The 20477-nt window shown below is 65.2% G+C and carries 17 protein-coding genes; 15 read left to right on the top strand and 2 right to left on the bottom strand.

Translation table 11 applies throughout. The annotated features are described in order from the left end of the window. Positions 1–16: 16 nt before the first annotated feature. On the top strand, positions 17–1813 hold the full coding sequence (locus VJ673_RS00240) for an acyl-CoA dehydrogenase (RefSeq protein ID WP_324123992.1): 1797 nt from the start codon (positions 17–19) through the stop codon (positions 1811–1813). 82 nt (positions 1814–1895) lie between these two features. Here VJ673_RS00240 and VJ673_RS00245 read toward each other — a convergent pair whose 3' ends face one another. Next, on the bottom strand, positions 1896–2192 hold the full coding sequence (locus VJ673_RS00245; RefSeq protein WP_324123993.1) for a DUF2502 domain-containing protein: 297 nt from the start codon (positions 2190–2192) through the stop codon (positions 1896–1898). 276 nt (positions 2193–2468) lie between these two features. Between VJ673_RS00245 and VJ673_RS00250 the strand changes: the two genes are divergently transcribed. After that, positions 2469–2627 carry a DUF3309 family protein gene (locus tag VJ673_RS00250; protein WP_324123994.1) on the top strand — a complete coding sequence of 53 codons (159 nt, stop codon included), beginning with the start codon at positions 2469–2471 and terminating at the stop codon, positions 2625–2627. Positions 2628–2629: 2 nt separating this feature from the next. Further along, positions 2630–3358, top strand: coding sequence for an alpha/beta fold hydrolase (locus VJ673_RS00255; protein WP_324123995.1), 729 nt, complete (start codon positions 2630–2632; stop codon positions 3356–3358). Between the two features lie 72 nt (positions 3359–3430). Here VJ673_RS00255 and VJ673_RS00260 read toward each other — a convergent pair whose 3' ends face one another. Beyond that, a complete protein-coding gene (locus VJ673_RS00260) occupies positions 3431–4339 on the bottom strand; it encodes a LysR family transcriptional regulator (RefSeq protein WP_324123996.1) in 909 nt (302 codons plus the stop codon). A 151-nt stretch (positions 4340–4490) separates the two neighbouring features. On the opposite strand from VJ673_RS00260, the gene VJ673_RS00265 reads away from it, so the two are divergent. The 12 genes from VJ673_RS00265 (at position 4491) to VJ673_RS00320 (ending at position 20212) form a co-directional block, all read left to right on the top strand. Further along, positions 4491–5996: an aldehyde dehydrogenase family protein gene (locus VJ673_RS00265; RefSeq protein WP_324123997.1), complete on the top strand. Its 1506-nt coding sequence runs from the start codon at positions 4491–4493 to the stop codon at positions 5994–5996. Between the two features lie 64 nt (positions 5997–6060). Next, the gene (locus VJ673_RS00270) at positions 6061–7557 is read left to right on the top strand and encodes a purine-cytosine permease family protein (RefSeq protein ID WP_324123998.1); all 1497 of its coding nucleotides are present in this window, start codon (positions 6061–6063) and stop codon (positions 7555–7557) included. 35 nt (positions 7558–7592) lie between these two features. After that, positions 7593–9275, top strand: a complete 1683-nt coding sequence (betA, locus tag VJ673_RS00275; protein ID WP_324123999.1) for a choline dehydrogenase — start codon at positions 7593–7595, stop codon at positions 9273–9275. A 94-nt stretch (positions 9276–9369) separates the two neighbouring features. Beyond that, complete coding sequence (locus tag VJ673_RS00280) at positions 9370–10107, top strand: TorF family putative porin (protein WP_324124000.1); 738 nt, start codon at positions 9370–9372, stop codon at positions 10105–10107. A gap of 26 nt (positions 10108–10133) precedes the next feature. After that, positions 10134–11123: an agmatinase gene (speB, locus tag VJ673_RS00285; protein ID WP_324124001.1), complete on the top strand. Its 990-nt coding sequence runs from the start codon at positions 10134–10136 to the stop codon at positions 11121–11123. A gap of 240 nt (positions 11124–11363) precedes the next feature. Further along, positions 11364–12395 (top strand): GlxA family transcriptional regulator, encoded by a 1032-nt coding sequence (locus VJ673_RS00290; RefSeq protein WP_324124002.1) that lies wholly within the window; start codon positions 11364–11366, stop codon positions 12393–12395. Positions 12396–12551: 156 nt separating this feature from the next. Then, entirely contained in the window at positions 12552–13685 is a 1134-nt protein-coding gene (locus tag VJ673_RS00295) for an ABC transporter ATP-binding protein (protein WP_324124003.1), read from the top strand. Positions 13686–13827: 142 nt separating this feature from the next. Next, positions 13828–14928, top strand: coding sequence for an ABC transporter substrate-binding protein (locus VJ673_RS00300; RefSeq protein ID WP_324124004.1), 1101 nt, complete (start codon positions 13828–13830; stop codon positions 14926–14928). Positions 14929–15006: 78 nt separating this feature from the next. Continuing rightward, on the top strand, positions 15007–16266 hold the full coding sequence (locus VJ673_RS00305; RefSeq protein WP_324124005.1) for an ABC transporter permease: 1260 nt from the start codon (positions 15007–15009) through the stop codon (positions 16264–16266). Positions 16267–16270: 4 nt separating this feature from the next. Further along, positions 16271–17101, top strand: a complete 831-nt coding sequence (locus VJ673_RS00310; RefSeq protein WP_324124006.1) for an ABC transporter permease — start codon at positions 16271–16273, stop codon at positions 17099–17101. Between the two features lie 264 nt (positions 17102–17365). Next, entirely contained in the window at positions 17366–18610 is a 1245-nt protein-coding gene (locus VJ673_RS00315) for a M24 family metallopeptidase (RefSeq protein WP_324124007.1), read from the top strand. A 264-nt stretch (positions 18611–18874) separates the two neighbouring features. Then, entirely contained in the window at positions 18875–20212 is a 1338-nt protein-coding gene (locus tag VJ673_RS00320; protein ID WP_324124008.1) for an MFS transporter, read from the top strand. Positions 20213–20477 lie beyond the last annotated feature (265 nt).

Raw genomic sequence — 20477 nt, forward strand, 5'->3', positions numbered from 1 at the left:
GAGAGAGAACATTACTATGAGCGATTACATCGCCCCGGTTAAGGACATGCGCTTCGTGATGGACGAGATCGTCGGTCTCGACGCCATCGCAGCGTTGCCCGGTTTTGAGGAAGCCACGCCCGACATGGCTGACGCGATCCTCGACGAGGCCGCCAAGTTCGCCAGCGGCGTGCTGGCGCCGCTCAACCATAGCGGCGACGTTCAGGGCTGCAAGCTCGGGCCGGAAGGCGTCGTCACGGCAGACGGGTGGAAGGAGGCCTACAAAGCCTTCTGCGAGGCCGGCTGGAACGGCCTGGCCTCGCCGGCGGAGTACGGTGGGCAGGGGCTGCCGGAGACCTTCGGCATCGCGGTCAAGGAAATGGCGGCGTCCGCGAACCTCTCGTTCTCGCTCGGCCCGATGCTGACCGGCGGCGCCGTCGCCGCGCTGCTGACCTGCGCCAGCGACGAGCTGAAGGCCATCTACCTGGAGAAGATGATCTCCGGCGAGTGGACCGGCACGATGAACCTGACCGAACCGAACGCCGGTTCCGACCTGGCTCTGATCCGCAGCCGTGCCGAGCCGCAGGCCGACGGCAGCTACCGCGTCTTCGGCCAGAAGATCTTCATCACGTATGGCGACCACGACATGACGGACAACATCGTCCATCTCGTCCTCGCCCGCCTGCCGGACGCGCCGGCCGGTGTGAAGGGCATCTCGCTCTTCCTGGTGCCGAAGTTCCTGGTCAATGCGGATGGCTCGCTCGGCGAGCGCAACGACGCCTACTGCGTGTCGATCGAGCACAAGCTCGGCATCCACGCCAGCCCGACCTGCGTCATGGCCTTTGGAGACCAGGGTGGTGCCGTCGGCTATCTGTTGGGTGAGGCGAACCGCGGCCTCGAGTACATGTTCATCATGATGAACGAGGCCCGCATGGGCGTCGGCCTGCAGGGAGTTGCCGTCGGCGAGCGCGCCTACCAGCAGGCCCTTGGCTATGCCCGTGAACGCAAACAGGGCCGCGACGCCGTGACCGGCGAAGCGCTGGTAACGATCGACAAGCATCCGGACGTGCGCCGCATGCTGATGCTGATGAAGTCGCGTATCGAAGCCTGCCGTGCCGTCACCTACTTCACGGCCGGCCTGCTCGACCGCGCCCACGCCGGTACCGATCCCGAGCAGAGGAAGTGCGACCTCTTCCTGGCCGAACTGCTGATTCCCGTGGTCAAGGGCGGCGGTACCGAGATGGCGGTCGAGGTGAGCTCGCTGGGCATCCAGGTGCACGGCGGCATGGGTTTCATCGAGGAGACCGGCGCCGCGCAGCACTGGCGCGACTCCCGCATCACGACGATCTACGAAGGCACGACCGGCATTCAGGCCAACGACCTGATCTTCCGCAAGCTGATGCGCGACCAGGGCGCGACCGCCAAGGTTGTCTTCGGCGAGGTGCGTGGCACGGCCAAGGATCTGCTGGCTTCCCCCCGGCCGGAACTGCGCGCCATCGGCCGGCATCTGCTGGCCGCGACGCAAGCTTGGTCCGACAGCACCGAGTGGGTACTGGGTAATGCCAGGGCAAATACGTCTGCCGTGCTGACTGCGGCGGTTCCCTACCTCAACCTCGCCGTCATCGTCTGCGGCGGCTGGATGATGGGCAGGGCGGCGCTGGCGGCTGCGGCGCGACTCGACAAGGAAGAGGGCGACCAGCGCTTCTACCGCAACAAGATCGCCACTGCCGGCTTCTACGCCGACCAGCTGCTGACCCAGGCCGATGCCTGGAGCAAGGTAGTGATCGCCGGCGACGCCGCGATCCAGGGCATCGGCGACGAGCTGTTCGAGTAAGCCCTAGCGGGCGCCGCGATTCGGCTTTCAAGAAAAAGGGCGGCCTTTGAGCCGCCCTTTTCGATGATGAGCCTGCCGAAAGTCAGCAGTTGCCCTTCTTGGCCTGCCCCGGCGGGCAGAAGCCGCCGCCCTGATGCGGAACGCCGTTGCCGCGGCCGGTGTAATACTTTTCCCCACGGGGACCGTTGTGACGGCGCCAGTAATCGGGGTCGCGCCACTCGCCGCCGTCCCAGTAGTAGCCGCGATCGTTGCGCGCGCCGAACGTGATCGAGACGCCCGGCGCGTCGATGCGAACGGAGGGGAGGTTGATGTTGAGATCGACAGCCCCCGCAAACAGCGGAAGCGCTGTGAGGGTGGCGGCGAGCAGGATTTTCTTCATCGGAAAGCTCTCTATCGAAATTTGGCCTACACCCTGAAGCATATTCGATCGACGACCGGTCGTCGCCTCTCCTGCGGCCGATGCGACGAAATGTTGCGTGGCTGTCACGGTACGAGGCACCGCGCAAGTCCCGCGGGTGAACTCCGGGATCGTCAACGAGCAAAATTTTCCATCCGCGCACCCGGACCGGCAGGCGCGGCCCGGGAACGGCGATTGCATGCGTGATGGGCCCTGGGCCGCGGCGGCATCGTGCGGCCGGAGATCGGGAGAAATGAAATGACGCTCGGAACAATCCTGTTGATCATTCTGGTCATCGCGCTGGTCGGCGCGATTCCCACCTGGCCCTATAGTCGGGGCTGGGGGTACGCTCCTAGCGGAGGCTTGGGTCTGGTGGTCCTGATCCTGCTCGTTCTGCTGCTGATGGGCAGATTGTAGCGATGGAAAAACCCAACCTCATCATGCTGCCCGGCCTGCTCAACGACGCGAACGTGTTCGCGCACCAGGCCGGCGGCCTGGCGAACCTCGTGGCAGTGACAGTCGGCGACCTGACGGGTTCGGACTCGGTCCCCGCGCTCGCCGCCGACGTCCTGGCCCAAGCGCCGGCGGGGCCGTTCATGCTGCTCGGGATGTCGATGGGTGGCTACGTCGCGTTCGAGATCATGCGCCAGGCCGGGGAACGGGTGCACGCCCTGGTGCTCTTGAGCACCACCGCGCGCCCCGACACCCGCGAAGCTACCGCGGGGCGCGAGGAGCTGATCAAGCTCTCCGAAACCGACTTCCCCGCGGTCATCGAGAAGCTGCTGGCGCGGATGGCGCATCCGGACCACGCCAACATACCCGAGGTGGGCGGCACGTTCCAGTCGATGGCAACCGAACTGGGGCGGGAAGTCTTCGTGTGCCAGGAACGCGCGATCATCGGCCGCCCCGACAGCCGCGCCAGCCTCGCTGCCATCCGGTGCCCGACGCTGGTCATCTGCGGCGAACAGGATCAGCTCGCCCCGCCCGAGGTGCACGAGGAGATCGTGGCGGGCATCCCCGGGGCGCAGCTCGTGCGGATCGAGGAGTGCGGCCACCTCTCCCCGCTGGAGCAGCCGGAAAAGGTGACCACGCTCGTGCATGACTGGCTGTACGAACTGCTCGGTTCGCCGCAAGTGAGTCCGAACTGAGGAGCCTTCGGTGTCAATGGCGAACGCCTTTGGCGGATGCTCTCGAGCGCGCGGCCTCTCACATCGTGACTTCTAACGGGCTGTGGTTCCTCTGAACCGCAGCCCGTCGATGAAGGCCCGCAGCAGGGCCGGCATCGCCATTCCGCGGCGGGTCACCACCGTAAACGGCCATCTCGTCTCGAGGCTTTGCGGCCGCAATCGGCGCATGCGGCCCGAATCGACCCAGCGCTGCGCGTAGTGCAGCGGCAGGAAACCGATGTAGGCCCCCGACAGGATCAGTATCGCCTGCGCCTCGACGTTATCGACGGTCGCCGACGCCGCGCGTGCCTTGAGCAGGCGCAGATCCCTTTCCTGCAGGAAGGCGCGAGCGACGACGCGACTGGTGGAGATCAATTCCTGCTGTGCGTCGCTCTCCTGCTGCGTTGCATGGAGCGGATGGTCCTTGCCGCAAAACAGGCCGTCTGCTTCGTCGTAAAGCAAGGAGTAATCGAGCCCGGCCACCTGCAAGGGGAAATGGCCGATGGCAACGTGCAGTCGGCCGTCGAGCACGCGCGCTTCCAGTTCTGCCGGACTGCCGATGTAGATGTCGATCTGCACGTCGTGGCCGAGCGCCACGAAGCGCTGCAATGCGGCCGGCAGCGGTGAAGCTTCGTCCGTGACCGTGTTGTCGATGAGGCCCAGTTGCAGGCGTCCGGAAATGCGTTGCGCCAGGATGCTCGTGTCCATGCAGAAGCTTTCCACGGCGAGCAATAGGCGCTGAGCCGCCTCGTAGGTCGCATGTCCGTGCTCGGTCAGCCGGAAACCTCCCCGCCCGCGTTCGCATAGCGTCAGTCCCAGGCGCCCTTCGAGCGTCGTCATCTGCTCGCTGATCGTGCTCTGGCTTACGTTCAGCGCCGCCTGTGCGGCGGAAAAGCCGCCGTGGCGGACCACCGCCACAAAAACCCTCACCAGCTTCAGATCGACATCGTGGAGCTGCTTCATCTCACTTCTCCGCGGATTGCATCGGAAGTTCCGATTTGAACATCTTGTCGCGACTATTTTTCCGAAACAAGCCCGGAAATATAGTCCGTCCACGCCTGACACCGGGCTGTTTCACGCACCGCCAGAGTGCGTATCTATACGGAGACAACGCATGGACAGCATCGTCGAAGCCTATCTGCGGCGCTATGAAGTTTCATCCGCGGCGCAGCGATTCCTCAGCAAGACCCAGAAGATGTACATCAACGGCGAGTGGATGGCCGCGAGCGACGGCGCCCTCGCCGACGTGATCGAGCCCTCGACGCAAGGCCGCATCACCCAGATTCCGCTCGCCACCGTGGCGGACCTGGATCGTGCCGTCGCCGCCGCCCGCGCAGCCTTCGATTCCGGCCCGTGGCGCACGATGAAGCCGCTGGCGCGCGAATCCCTGCTGCACAGGCTCGCCGACCTGATCGAGGCCAATGCGACGGAACTCGCGGAGATCGAGTCGGTGGACATGGGCAAGTCGGTCACGAGCGCACGCGACATCGACGTGCAGGGCACCATCGACACCTTCCGCTATTTCGCCGGCTGGGCCACCAAGCTGCATGGCCGTACCGTCGAGCCCGCGTCGTTGCCGGGCGACTACGTGGCCTTCACGCGCAAGGAACCGGTCGGCGTCGTCGGCGCGATCGTGCCCTGGAACTTCCCCTTGCAGACGATGGCGTGGAAGCTCGCTGCGGCGCTCGCTGTCGGCTGCACGGTCGTCGTGAAGCCGGCCGAAATCACGTCGCTCTCCACCTTGCGGTTTGCCGAGTTGGTCGAGGAGGCCGGGTTTCCGCCGGGCGTCGTCAATATCGTGACCGGCACCGGACGCGACATCGGTGCGGCCATGTCGACGCATCCCGGCATCGACAAGCTGAGCTTCACCGGCTCGACACCGGTCGGGCAGGAAGTCGGTCGTGCCGGCCTCGGAAGCCTCAAGCGCCTGACGCTCGAACTCGGCGGCAAGTCGCCGGTGCTGGTGCTCGACGATGCCGACCTGAAGGCGGCGGCGCGCGCGGTCGCGAACGGCGTGTTCTTCAATTCCGGCCAGGTGTGCGACGCGGGCACGCGCGTGTATGTGCAGCGCGACGTCCACGACGCCTTCCTGCACGAGCTCATCGAAGTCACGCGCACGCTGAAGATGGCGCCCGGCCTGGACCCCGAATGCTTCATCAGCCCGCTCGTTTCGATGCAGCAGAAGCGCAGTGTCGCGAGCTACATCGACGCCGGGATCACCGAGGGGGCAGAACTCGCCTACGGCGGACGCCCGCAGGATGGCTGCTACGTCGAGCCGACGATCTTCGCGCATACCCGCAGCGACATGCGCGTCGTGCGTGAGGAGATCTTCGGGCCGGTGCTCGTGACGGCGCCCTTCGATGACCTCGATGCGGCAGTCGCCGAAGCCAACGATTCGCCCTATGGGTTGGCCGCTGCGATCTATTCGAACGATCTCGGCCGCGTCCATCGCCTGATCCCGCGTCTGAAGGCCGGCTCGGTGTACGTCAATGCGCATAGCACGATCGACCCGGCGATGCCTTTCGGAGGCTTCAAGCAGTCGGGCTTCGGGCGTGATCTGGGACCCGAGCAACTCGATTTTCTGACCGAAACGAAGGCGGTGTGGATCACCTTGCCTTGAGATCTGACGATGCACTGACAAACAGATGAAAACGAAACTATAAGAAGGTTAGAGGAGACATCAAATGAAACCAGATCCGCAAAGGACGGTGACTCAGGACCCGGGCAAGCTGGAGATCGAAGGCCGTTCGATCGACTTTGTCCCGGACCACGAGAGAACGGACAAGCTGTCCGCACAGGGGCCGTTCTGGTTCGTCGGCAACTTCACGTTCTTCACGATGACGATCGGCTTTGTCGGGCCGAGCGTGGGTCTCAATTCCCTATGGACCACGATCGCCGGCACGCTGGGCATCATGTTCGGCACGCTCTTCATGGCGTTTCATGGTTCGCAGGGGCCGCATCTCGGCCTGCCGCAGATGATCCAGTCGCGAGCCCAGTTCGGCTATCGCGGGGTGGTGCTGGTGCTCTTTGCGACGCTGTTCGTGTTCGCGGGCTTCAACATCGTGAACCTTGTGTTGATGATGCAGGGGCTCAACACCCTGTTCGAGTGGGGGCCGATGCAGGTGGCGCTTGCGGTGACGGTGCCGGCAACCTTCCTCGCCATCATGGGGCACGACTGGATGCACAAGACCTTCAAATGGTCCTTGTACCTGTCGCTGCCGCTGTACGGGCTGGTCACGGTTGCCGTCTTGATGGGCTGGATCCAGGATGCGCCGGCTGCCGCAGAAGCTGCGCCCGACCTGGGGTTCAACTGGACGGGTTTCGTCGCGCAATTCGCTGCGGGGGCCAGCTACAACATCGCCTATGCGCCCTACGTATCGGATTATTCCCGCTACCTGCCCAAGAACACGCCGAGCGGCAAGCTGATTGCGGCGGTCTTCCTGGGAGCGTCGATTTCCGGCGCATGGATGATCGCGGTGGGCGGCTGGCTGGCAGAGCATCTGCATGCGACCGATGTGCTGGTGGCACTCAACAGCGTCGGGGCGAACGTAGCTCCCCAGCTGGGCTCGGTGGTCGTCGCCATCACGATCCTCGCCTTCCTGCCGGTGATCGCGATGAACATCTACAGCGCCAAGCTCACGGCGATCACCGGCGTCGATTCCTTCAGGAAGATCACGCCGACCGTGAAGGTTCGCGTATTGGCGGCGCTCGCGGTGGTGTTCCTGCAGCTGGGGGTGGCGATGAGCATCTACACCTCCGGCTCCGGCCTGTCGGTGTTGAACATCTACCTCGTGGTGATGCTGTATTTCCTGGTGCCCTGGACCGCGGTCAACCTCACCGACTACTTCTTCGTGCGCAAGGGGCGTTATGCGATCCCGCACTTCTTCCTGCCCGACGACAACATCTACGGGCACTGGGGGAGCCGCGGTCTCATCGCCTATGTGATCGGCTTCGTCTCGATGATCCCGTTCTTCACGATCTTCAATGGTCCCGACGAGGTGTATGTCGGCCCGCTCGCGAGAATGATCGGCAGCGTCGACATGGCATGGCTGGTGGGTTTGATCGTTTCCGGCGTGGCGTACTACGTCGCTTGCCTGACGCTCGATCTCGAAAGGGAAGAGCGGGTGATCCGGCATATCGAGAAGACGTCGCCCTGGTTTACCACCGGTGACGGCTGGTAAGCAGCGCGCCTCACGACAATCTACTGGAAACGATCATGAATGAATTCGACTACGTCGTCGTCGGCGCGGGTTCGGCTGGCTGCGTTCTGGCCGCCCGGCTGACCGAGGATCCGAATGTGAGCGTGCTGGTGCTGGAATACGGCGGCAGCGACCGCAGCGTCATCATCCAGATGCCCAGCGCCTTCTCGCTGCCGATGAACACCCGCCGCTACAACTGGCACTACGAGACTGCGCCCGAAACGCATCTGCAGGGTCGCCGCCTGCACTGTCCGCGCGGCAAGGTGCTGGGCGGTTCCTCGTCGATCAACGGCCTGGTGTACATCCGCGGCCATGCCTGCGATTTCGATGAATGGGAATCCCTGGGGGCGGAAGGCTGGGGTTACCGCAACTGCCTGCCGTACTTCAAGCGCGCCGAGCACTTCAAGTTCGGCGGGGACGACTACCGCGGCAGTTCCGGGCCGCTGCATACCAACAACGGCAACAACATGGCGAACCCGCTGTATGGCGCCTGGGTGGAGGCCGGCGCGCAAGCCGGCTACATCAAGACCGAGGACTGCAACGGCTACATGCAGGAAGGCTTCGGCGCGATGCACATGACCGTCAAGGACGGCGTGCGCTGGTCGACGGCGAACGCCTACCTGCGTCCGGCGATGAACCGCCCCAACCTGAAGGTCGTGACGCATGCGATGACGCGCGAGATCCTGATGGAAGGCAAGCGCGCGGTTGGCGTGCGTTACGAGGTCGACGGCAGCGTGCAGACCGTGCGGGTTCGGCGCGAGGTCCTGGTCTCGGCCGGCCCGATCGGTTCGCCGCACCTGCTGCAACGCTCCGGCATCGGCCCCGGCGAGGTGCTGCAGCGGGCCGGCGTCGCGGTGCGTCATGAGTTGCCGGGCGTCGGCGCCAATCTGCAGGACCACAGCGAGATCTATATCCAGTGGGCGTGCAAGGAGCCCGTCACGCTCAACAGCAAGATGGGGCTCATGGGCAAGGCGGCCATCGGTGCGCGTTGGTTGATGTTCCGCGACGGACTGGGTGCCAGCAATCACTTCGAGGCGGGCGGCTTCATCCGCTCGGCGCCGGGGCTGCGCTGGCCGGACATCCAGTTCCACTTCCTGCCGGCGGCGATGCGCTACGACGGGCACAAGCCGATCAAGGGGCATGGTTTCATGGTGCTGACCGGGCCGAACAAGCCCAAGAGTCGCGGCTATGTCCATCTCACGTCAGCCGATCCGCACGTGCATCCGGAGATCCGCTTCAATTACCTGGAACACGAGGCCGACCGCGAAGGCTTCCGCCGTTGCGTGCGACTGACGCGCGAGATCGTCGGCCAGCCGGCGATGGATCGCTACCGCGGCGAGGAACTCGCGCCGGGGCCGGACGTGCGCACCGACGACGAGATCGATGCCTTCGTGCGCGAGAACATGGAGTCGACGATGCATCCCTGCGGCACCTGCCGCATGGGCGAGGACGAGATGGCGGTCGTCGATTCCCAATTGCGCGTGCGCGGCGTGGAGGGCCTGCGGGTGATCGACTCGTCGGTGTTCCCGACCGAGCCGAACGGCAACCTCAACGCGCCGACCATAATGGTCGCCGAGCGTGCCGCGGACATCGTGCGCGGCGGGCAGATGCTCGCGTCGGACGACGCGCCGGTGGGCTTCGTCGAAGACTGGGAGAGGAAGCAGCGCAGCCGAAGTCCGATGCGCCGCGTCGCGGTCTGATCCGCATCTCCTGACACCCCTTGCCGTACCCGCGGAGGTGGCCTGCGCGCCGCCTCCGGGGACCTCTACGCCCCGAATTCCGAGGAACTCACACATGAAGCTCCGCACCCTTGCCCGCGTATTGGGCTTTAGCGCCATGCTGGCTGCCGGCCAGGCGCATGCCGACCTGATCCTGAACGTTGCCGGCGTCAGCGAGTATCGCGCCCGCGGTCTGTCGCAATCCCGCTTCAATCCCGCGCTACAGGCCGGCGCGGACTATACGGACGGCGGCCTCTACCTGGGCGCCTTCGCGTCGACGACGCAATGGATCAAGGACATCCCCGGCGGCAATGCCGACTACGAACTCGACCTATATGGCGGCTATGCCGGGGAGCTCGTCGACGGCATCGGCTACGACGTCGGCTTTCTGCGCTACCTCTTTCCGGACAACAACCTGCATCCCACTGCCGATACCACCGAGCTTTACGCGGGCCTCACCTACAGCGTCGCGAAGCTGAAGTTCAGCCGTACGGTCAGCAAGAACTTCCTCGCGATTCCCGACAGCGGCAAGAGCTGGTACGCCGAGCTCAGCGCGACGCTCGATGTCGGCGACGGCTTCACGCTGGTGCCGCACGTCGGCTACCAGTACATCAGCGGACCGTTCTCCAGCGATGCGAGCTACGCGGACGTCGCGCTGACGCTTTCGAAGGACTTCAACGGCCTCGTGCCGAGCATCGCGCTGATGACGACCAACGCGCACCGCGATTTCTACAACCCGGGTGCCGGGATGACCGGCGACTCGCGCAACCTCGGCCGCGGCACGATCGTGCTCGGTCTGAAATACAACTTCTGACCCCCAGCTTCGACAGGAGACCGAACATGTCCAACAACGCATACGAATCCGGCCGTCTAAACCTTCCCTTCGTCGGCCACTGCACCTTCGCGAAGTCGCCGCCATGCCTCGATTGGGAAAGCCTCGATGCCGATGTCGCGGTGCTCGGCGCCCCGAACGACATGGGCACCCAATGGCGCTCGGGTGCCCGTTTCGGGCCGCGCGGCATCCGCGAGGCTTCGACGCTGTTCTCGTTCGGCCATTCGGGTGCGTACGACTTCGAGGACGACGTGATGTACCTGACGCAGGACGAGGTGCGCATCGTCGACGTCGGCGACGCGGACATCGTCCATACCGACATGGCGAGGAGCAACGCCAACATCGAGTTCGCGGTGCGCAAGCTCCTCGAGAAGGGCGCGATGCCGCTCGTGCTCGGCGGCGATCACTCGATCCATGCGCCAGTGATCAAGGCCTTCGAAGGCCGCGGGCCGATCCATATCCTGCACGTCGATGCCCATCTGGACTTTGTCGACGAGCGCCACGGCGTGCGCTACGGCCACGGCAACCCACTGCGCCGCGCCTCCGAGATGGACCACATCGTCGGCATGACGCAGATCGGCATCCGCAACGTCTCGTCGTCGAACCGTGCCGACTACATGGCCGCGCGCGAAGCCGGTTCGCAGATCCTGTCGGTGCGCGACGTGCGCCGGTTGGGCACGGAGGGCGTGCTCGCGAAGATTCCGCAGGGCGTGTCCTACTACATCACGATCGACATCGACGGCTTCGACCCGTCGATCGCGCCCGGCACCGGTACCCCGAGCCACGGCGGCTTCCTGTATTACGAAGTGCTCGAGATCATCCAGGCGCTCGCCAAACGCAGCCGGGGCAACATCGTCGGCATGGACCTCGTCGAGGTCGCTCCGGCCTACGATCCGACCGGCACGACCTCGATCCTCGCCGCGCAATTGCTGATGAACAGCATCGGCTTCATCTTTCACGCGCGTGGAGCGAAGGCTGGCCGAACACCCTTACCGTGACCTTGTAGGTTAGCGACGCTGGCGGGCGGCCGTGGAAAACGTGCCGTTCGCCGTCGTGTGCAGACAAGTTTCCTCCGACCCGCTCGCGTACTTTCGGGGGGCAACATGGAGGAGAGCCTCGATCGTATTGCTCAACGGTTCGCGTTCCGTCGTACTACCATAGACGCAGGGGCGCCGGCCCGTGTCCGGCGCCGCTCGTATCGCTCCCCGTGATCCGGAACTGCTTGCTGCGACTCGACGATGGCCAAAATTCTTCCTGACGAAAGCTCCCGGCATTGGTCCGGGCGAGGCGGCGACGCACCGATCCGCTTCGGGTTTCTACTCGTGCCCGATTTCACGCTGATCGGCTTCGGCGGGGCGGTCGATCCGCTACGGCTGGCGAATATGGTCGCGCGGCGCACGCTGTACCAGTTCGTCACCTTGACGATGGATGGACAGCCGGTGCGCTCCAGCGCGGGCATCTGCGTGCAGCCGGACATGGCCGCGAGCGCTGCGACGGATCTCGACGGCGTTTTCGTGGTGGGCCCGAATCCGATTCCGACCACGGGCAACGAGCCGATCATCCAGTGGCTGCGCAATCTGGCGGCGAAAGGCGTGCCGCTCGGCGGCGTCGATACGGGAAGCTACTTCCTTGCCTGCGCCGGTCTGCTCGACGGCTATCGCAGCACGATCCACTGGGAAGACATGGACGCGCTGCTCGACCGTTTTCCGCGCCTCGTGGTGTCGAACAAGCTCTACGAGGTCGACCGCAATCGCTGCTCCTGCAGCGGCGGCATCGCGCCGGTCGAGATGATGATCCACCTGATCGGGCTCGGGGGCGGCGGGCGCAAGACCTCGTCGGCGGTCGCGGAGCTCCTGATCTATGAACTGCGCGGCCCCGACGAACGACAGAAGACCTCGCTGCGCGACGTTTCGGCAGCTTCGCACCCGAAGCTCGTCGAGGCGATCAAGCTGATGGAGTGCAACATCGAAGAGCCGCTGTCGATGGAGGAGCTCGCCGAGCACATGCAGTTCTCGGGGCGCCAACTCGAAAGGCTCTTCCGCGACACGCTCAACTGCACGCCGCGCCAGTATTACCTGCAGATTCGCCTCGAACGCGCGCGCCAGCTGCTGACCCGCACCAATCGGCCGATCGCGGACATCGTGATGGCCTGCGGCTTCGTCTCGTTCGCGCACTTCTCGCACCGCTATCACGCCGGTTTCGGGATCTCACCGAGCGCGGAGCGGCGGCGTCAGACATCCGAGGACAAGTCGGCCGTGAAGCCGATCTGACTTGTCGAAACGCGACATCGGTTTCACGAAAAAATCTGTCGTTTTCCGAAATGTGGGCGCCTCTCCGGCCCCATAGGATGCGCTTGCAGGCAGGTGAAGCCATCGGACGAATGGCGCCTGTCCGTACCGAGTGCAGTGCAACGGCAGGAGACACCGATGGAAGCTGCAAACCGGCGGAGCGCCCTGGGCGCGTCCGCAGACGATGCGCCGTACGTGCGTTTCAAGAACGTCCAGAAGACGTACGATGGCGAAAACCTGGTCGTCAAGAACCTGAACCTCGACATCGCGAAGGGCGAATTCCTGACGATGCTCGGGCCCTCGGGTTCGGGCAAGACGACTTCCCTGATGATGCTGGCGGGCTTCGAGACCGCGACCCACGGCGAGATCTACCTCGACGGGCGCCCGATCAACTCCCTCGCTCCAGAGAAGCGCAACATCGGCATGGTGTTCCAGAACTATGCCCTGTTCCCGCACATGACGGTCGCCGAGAACCTCGCCTTTCCCTTGAAGGTGAGGAAGACGCCGGCCAGCGAGATCGATGCCAAGGTCAAGCGCGCCCTCGAGATGGTCGGGCTGGGCGGCTTCGCGTCGCGGCGTCCGGGACAGATGTCAGGCGGCCAGGCGCAGCGTGTGGCGGTCGCACGGGCGCTGGTGTTCGAGCCCAAGCTGGTGCTGATGGATGAGCCGCTGTCGGCGCTCGACAAGCAATTGCGCGAGCAGATGCAGTACGAGGTCAAGGCGATCCACGACCGCCTCGGTGTGACCATCGTCTATGTCACGCACGACCAGTCCGAGGCGCTGACGATGTCCGACCGCATCGCAGTGTTTAATGAGGGCGTGATCCAGCAGCTCGACACGCCCGAGCGCCTGTACGAAGCCCCGGCCAATTCCTTTGTCGCCCGCTTCATCGGCGAGAACAACCGCATATCCGGCGACGTGCTGCGGCTCGACGGCGACGAGTGCGTGGTCGAGATGCAGGGCTGCGGCTCCGTGCGTGCGGCGCGCGTGGCGCCGCTGCAGACCGGTGCGCCGACAATGCTGTCGTTGCGACCGGAGCGCGTGCAGATCGACCCGCCCGACGGCTCGGTGCCCAACGCCTTCGATGCCACGGTGCGCGACCTCGTCTATCTCGGCGACCACCTGCGCGTCGGGCTCGATCTCGGCGGTCGCCACACGCTGATAGCCAAGATGCCCAACAGCTCCCGCCACGGGCGGCTCGCACCGGGCCACCGCGTACGTGTCGGCTGGCACGCGGCGGACTGCCGGGCGCTCGATTCGTCCCACGCCTGACGGCTTTCCGAACCCGAAAAACCCGAGGTTTCATCAACAGGAGGATCCGCGCGACGCAGCCATCGAAGGCGCGTCCGCCGATGACTCGCGCGAGCAGGGCGGGCGCAGCCGGTAACACCATAACAAGGGGTAGGAGACATCCATGAAAACGAAGATGATCAAATGCATGACCCAGCACGGCGGCCTGCCGCTGAAGACCTTCGCGGCGGCGCTGGCTGTGGCGCTGATTTCCGGCGCCGCAGCGGCGGAATCGGCGATCACCGTGACCTCGTTCGGCGGCACTTACGGTAAGAGCCAGATCGAGGCGATGCACAAGCCCTTTGTGGCCGCGAGCGGCGTGAATGTGCTGTCGGAGGACTATAACGGCGGGCTCGCGGAGATCCGCGCGCAGGTGCGCACCGGCAACGTGAAGTGGGATGTCGTCGACGTCGAGACCGCCGAGGCGATCCGTGGCTGCGACGAGGGGCTGTTCGAGCGCGTCGACCCGGCTGCGCTGCCGAAGGGCGCCGACGGAAAGGCGGCGACTGAGGACTTCTTCAGCGGCGCCATCATGGACTGCGCGGTGCGCAACATCAGCTGGTCGAACATCGTTGCCTTCGACTCCAAACGCTTCAAGGGCGAGGTACCAACGACGCTTGCGGACTTCTTCGACCTGAAAAAATTTCCCGGCAAGCGCGGCCTGAAGAAGGAGCCGAACGTGAACCTGGAATGGGCGCTGATGGCCGACGGCGTCGCGCCTGAGCAGGTGTACGCGGTGCTCGGCACGCAGGAAGGCTTGCAGCGCGCCTTCCGCAAGCTCGATTCGATCAAGGGCAGCATCGTGTGGTGGCAGGCGGGTGCGCAGGCGCCGCAACTCCTCGCGGATGGCGAAGTGGTGATGACCTCGGCCTACCACGGCCGCATCTTCAACGCCGTCCGCAATGAGAAGCAGAGCTTCGTGCCGGTGTGGGACGGCCAGATCCAGGTCTCGGACCAGTTCGCGATCGTGAAAGGCTCGAAGAACCTCGCGGCGGCGAAGGAGTTCCTGAAGTTCGCGACCGGCACGAAGCCGCTCGCCGAGCAGGCGAAGTACGTCGCCTATGCGCCGGGACGGCGTTCGTCGCTGCCGCTCGTCGATGGCTCGGTGCGCTCGTGGCTGCCCAATGCCGGCCATTCCGGCCGTGTGCTCGTGAGCAACGCGGAATGGTGGGCGGACCACGCCGACGAGATCAACCAGAAGTTCGCCGCCTGGCTCGCGAAGTAAGTCCGCGTTCCCTCCGGCGGCCGGCCGTGCCCCCTGCGGCGCCGGCCGGCCGCCGCCACCCCGCACAGAGTCCGAGCCATGACTGCCACCCTTCTCGAAGCCGAACCGATCAGCGCCGCCGGGCGCCGATCGCTCAAATCGCGGCTGCGCCGTGCCGAGCGGATGGGGCGCGTGCGCGCCTATGCCGCCGTCGCGCCGCTGCTCGCGTTCATCCTCCTCGCCTTCGTCGTTCCGATCGGACTGATGCTGGTGAACAGTGTCCAGAACCCCGTCATCGCGACGCAGTTCCCGCACACCCTGGAGGCGCTCGCGACGTGGAATGCCGACGAGCCTTCGCCGCCTGAGGCGGTGTTCGCCGCCTTTGCCGCAGAAATCCAGGACAGCCGTCGCACCGGCGAACTCAGCAAGGTCGCCACGCGCCTCAACTATGAGAGCGGCGGCATGCGCAGCCTGCTGATGGGCACGGCCCGCCGCATCAAGGGTGGCGACACCGGCCCGTGGAAGGAGCGCCTGCTCGCGCTCGATCCCGCGTGGGGCCAGCGCGAGACCTGGAGCGTGTTCCGCCAGGCCGGGGAGCCGTTCACCGCCGGCTACTACCTCGCCGCGCTCGACCTGCGCCGCAATGCCGACGACGAGATCGTCGCCCAACCCGAGGACCAGCGTCTCTATGTCGATGCGATGCTGCGCACCTTGTGGGTGGGCGCGCTGGTGACGCTCTTCACGCTGCTCACGGGCTACCCCGTCGCCTACCTGCTGGCGACGCTCCCGCCGAAGACCGGCAACCTGCTGATGATCTGCGTGCTGCTGCCGTTCTGGACCTCGCTCCTCGTGCGCACGACCGCGTGGATCGTGATCCTGCAGCGTGAAGGGCTCTTCAATGACCTGCTGCTCGCGCTGGGCCTGATCGATGAGCGCGTGCAGCTGATCTTCAACCGCGTCGGCGTGGTCACCGCGATGACCCACATCCTGCTGCCCTTCATGATCCTGCCGATCTACAGCGTCATGAAGCAGGTGCCGCCGAGTCTCGTGCGCGCGGCGCGCTCGCTTGGCGCCGGCCCGGTCACCGCCTTCTTCAAGATCTATGTGCCGCAGACGATGCCGGGCGTCAGCGCGGGAGCATTGCTCGTGTTCATCCTCTCGCTCGGCTACTACATCACGCCGGCGCTGGTCGGCGGACCCGCGGACCAGATGATCAGCTACTTCATCGCCGACCACATCGGGCGCTCGCTCAACTGGGGCCTCGCGTCCGCGCTCGGCGGCGTACTGCTCGCCGGCGTGCTCGCGCTGTATGCCGTGTATGACCGACTCGTCGGTGTCACCAACGTCAAGCTGGGGTGAAGCGATGACCCAATTCCCTCCCTATGTCGGGCTCGGCGGACGCGCGTGGTTCTATGGCTACCGCAGTTTCTGCGGCCTGGTGCTGCTGTTCTTGATGGCGCCCATCCTCGTGATCGTGCCGCTCGCGTTCAATTCGCAGCCCTATTTCACCTATCCGATCCCCGGCTTCAGCCTGCGCTGGTTCGAGGCGATCTGGCAGGACACGATCTGGCTGCAGGCGATCCGCAACAGCATCGTCGTCGCCGTCGCATCGACTGCGATCTCGACCTCGCTGGGCACGCTCGCGGCGATCGGGCTGATGCGCAAGGACCTGCCGGGCAAGGGTCTGATCACGGCGATCCTCGTGTCGCCGATGATCGTGCCGATCATCATCACAGCCGTGGGCTCGTACTTCTTCTATTCGAGCGTCGGTATCGCCAACAGCCTCACCGCGATCATCCTGTCGCACGCGGCGCTCGGCACGCCCTTCGTCGTGATCACGGTGACCGCGACGATGGTCGGTTTCGACCAGTCGCTGACGCGGGCCGCACGCAACCTCGGCGCGTCCCCGCTGTATGCCTTCCGCACGGTCACGGTCCCGCTCGTGTGGCCGGGCATCCTCTCGGGGGCGCTGTTCGCGTTCGCGACCTCCTTCGACGAGGTCGTCACGGTGCTCTTCCTCGGCGGCGTCGAGCAGCGCACCGTGCCGCGCCAGATGTGGTCCGGCGTGCGCGAGCAGCTGAGCCCGACGATCCTCGCGGTCGCGACCGTGCTGATCGTGATCTCGGTCGCGATGCTGCTGACGCTCGAATTCCTGCGCCGGCGCAATGCACGCATGCGGGGCCTCGCCGACTGAAGCCGTCCGCTGCGCCCAACGATCTCCCTCTCGGCCAGCTTGGCCGCGCACCCCTCCGGCACCCTCGCCGGAGGGTTTTTTTTTGCCGATCCGCAGGGCAATCGTGGCCCCACGAAGAAAGTCGTTTTCACGAAATTGGCTGTCGGGGGGCAGAAATCGGGGGATGGTCGGCTTATCTACCATGGGTTCCAGGTTGTCGCCGCAAGCCCCTTGCGAGACGGCAACTGTGAAGACCAGAACCCACCGACATCAAGGAGCGAAGACATGACGAATCTCGTCACCGGCATCCAGTCCATCAGCGAGATGAAGGATCTGCTGCGCATCGAGAACGGCGAGAAGGTGAAGCACACCTTCTCCGAGCAGGAATACCGCAACCGCCAAGCGAAGCTGCGCCACTACATGGCGGCCAACGACATCGACGCCGTGCTCTTCACGTCGATGCACAACATCAACTACTACAGCGACTTCCTGTATTGCTCCTTCGGCCGCCCCTACGGCCTCGTCGTGACGCAGGAAAAGGTCGTGTCGATCAGCGCCAATATCGACGGTGGCCAGCCGTGGCGCCGCACCGTCGGCGACTACAACATCGTCTACACCGACTGGCGCCGCGACAACTACTTCCGCGCGATTCAGCAGGAGATCGCCAACAAGGGCCGCGTCGGCGTCGAATACGACCACATCCCCGTCGAGCGCCTCGAAAAACTCAAGGCCGCGCTGCCGGCCGTCGCACTGACCGACATCGGCGCGCCGACGATGCGCCTGCGGATGATCAAGTCCGACGAGGAGATCGCGCTGATCAAGCACGGCGCCCAGGTCTGCGACGTCGGTGGCGCGGCGCTCGCAGCGGCGGTGCATGAGGGGGCGCCCGAGCACGAAGTGGCGCTCGCTTCGACGCAGGCGATGATCCGCGAGATCGCGAAGCGCTTCCCGGATTCGGAGCTGATGGACACCTGGACGTGGTTCCAGTCCGGCATCAACACCGACGGCGCGCACAACCCGGTCACGACCCGCCGCGTGCAGAAGGGCGACATCCTGTCGCTGAACTGCTTCTCGATGATCTCGGGCTACTACACCGCGCTCGAGCGCACGATGTTCTTCGACCACTGCGACGACGCTTCGCTCAAGCTGTGGGAGGTCAACGTCAAGGTGCACGAAGCCGGCCTCAAGCTCGTGAAGCCGGGCGTGCGCTGCTGCGACATCGCGGCCCAACTCAACGAGATCTTCGCCGAGCACGGCCTGCTGCAGTACCGCACCTTCGGTTATGGCCACTCCTTCGGCGTGCTGTCGCACTACTACGGCCGCGAAGCCGGGCTCGAATTCCGCGAGGACATCGAGACGGTGCTCGAGCCGAACATGGTCGTATCGATCGAGCCGATGATCATGCTGCCCGAAGGCATGCCGGGCGCGGGCGGTTATCGCGAGCACGACATCCTGGTCGTAACCGAGGACGGCGCCGACAACATCACCGGCTTCAAGTACGGGCCGGAGCACAACATCATCAAGCGCTGACCCGCGCTTCGCCGCGCGGTCGAGAGCCGCGCGGCAAACCCCTTCACGGGGCATCAAAACGATAAAGGAGACAGTTCATGCGCAAACCACTTCATCCAGCCGAACCCTAGCGTCGCCGCCCGCCGCGGCCGAACGCATGCCCGTGAGAGGGCAGGCCGGCGTTCGCCCCTGCGGAGCGTTTTTGGATGAACCCGTTTCGGGATGAATGCAGTTCGATCGACGAGCAGCGAGATGCGGCGCGCCGGTCACAAAGGAGGATGCACCATGAGCACCCAAGAGGCCGCGCTGCGCGCGGACGACTACTACAGCGCCCCGGACGAGCAGCGTGTGCTGCGGCGCGCAGCCGCCGGCAGCTTCATCGGCAATTTCGTCGAATGGTTCGACTATGCCGCCTACGGTTACCTCGCGACGATCATCGCATCGGTTTTCTTTCCGTCCGAGGACAAGACGACCGCGCTGATGTCGACCTTCGCGGTCTTCGCGATCTCGTTCTTCATCCGCCCCATCGGCGGCATCATCTGGGGACACATCGGCGACCGGGTCGGACGGCGCGAGGCGCTGTCGCTATCGATCCTGATCATGTCGGCGTCGACCGTCGCAATCGCCTTCCTGCCCGGCTACGACACCGTCGGCGTCTGGGCGCCGGTGCTGCTGCTCGCCGTGCGAATGGTGCAGGGCTTTTCCGCATCGGGCGAATATGCCGGCGCATCGGCCTTCATCGCCGAATATGCGCCGCCCAAGCACCGCGGCTTCTATACGAGCCTCGTGCCGGCGAGCACCGCCGCGGGCCTGCTGTTCGGCTCGCTGCTGGTCACCGGCATGCACTCGTGGCTCACGACCGAGCAGTTGCACGACTGGGGCTGGCGTCTGCCCTTCCTGCTCGCGGCCCCCTTCGGCCTGATTGGACGTTACATCCGGAACAACCTCGAAGACACGCCCGCATTCCGCAAGATGGAATCGAAGACCCAGCACGCGCACGAGGCCGCGCCGATCAGCCAGCTGCTCGGCCCTCATCGCCGCGCGGTGCTGGTCTCGCTCGGTGTCTCGTGTCTGAACGCGGTCGGCTTCTATGTGCTGCTGTCCTACATGCCGACCTACCTGAGCACCGAGCAGGGCCTGTCGGAGTCGAGCTCCTTCTTCGCTGCGACGATCTCGCTCGTGACCTACATCGGCTTCATCTTCGCGATGGGCTCGCTGTCGGACCGCATCGGCCGCAAGGCGATGCTCGTCGTTGCGTCGCTGTGCTTCATCGGCGCCAGCGTGCCGCTCTTCAAGCTGCTGCCCGGCGCCGAGTTCATGACGCTGGTCGCGGTGCAGATCGCCTTCGGTGCGCTGCTCGCGATGAACGACGGCACGCTCGCTTGCTTCCTCGCCGAGATGTTCCCGACGCGCATCCGCTACAGCGGCTTCGCCTTCAGCTTCAACCTCGCCAACACGATCTTCGGCGGCACGGCGCCCTTCATGTGCACGTGGCTGATCAAGCAGACCGGCAACGTCTTCGCCCCGGCGTGGTACCTCGTCGCCGCGGCGGTCGTCGCGCTGGTGGCGCTGATGTACGCGAAGGTGCGCGACGGCAAGGCCTTCGACAGCGTCGCCGGATGAGGGCAGGCGACGCGGGATATACCTGCGTCGCTTCGGGATAACCCGAGACCGGAGTTGCGGCAATCGCAACTGCCGGTTGACCTTGGCAGGAAACCGCCCCGTCCGACGCGCCGGGGCAGGTGGCCTCGCACATCTGTCCTGCCCTTCCACGTCCGTAATGCGGCGGCGTAATCGCCGCCGCGCGTCCGTCCACCCTCCGCGTCGCGACCGCTCTGTTGCAGTGCACATGCGCTGCCTCGCGCTCGTGTTCGTTTCAGCAAGCGGC

This window comes from Aromatoleum sp., assembly GCF_035254505.1.
Classification (GTDB): Bacteria; Pseudomonadota; Gammaproteobacteria; order Burkholderiales; family Rhodocyclaceae; genus Aromatoleum.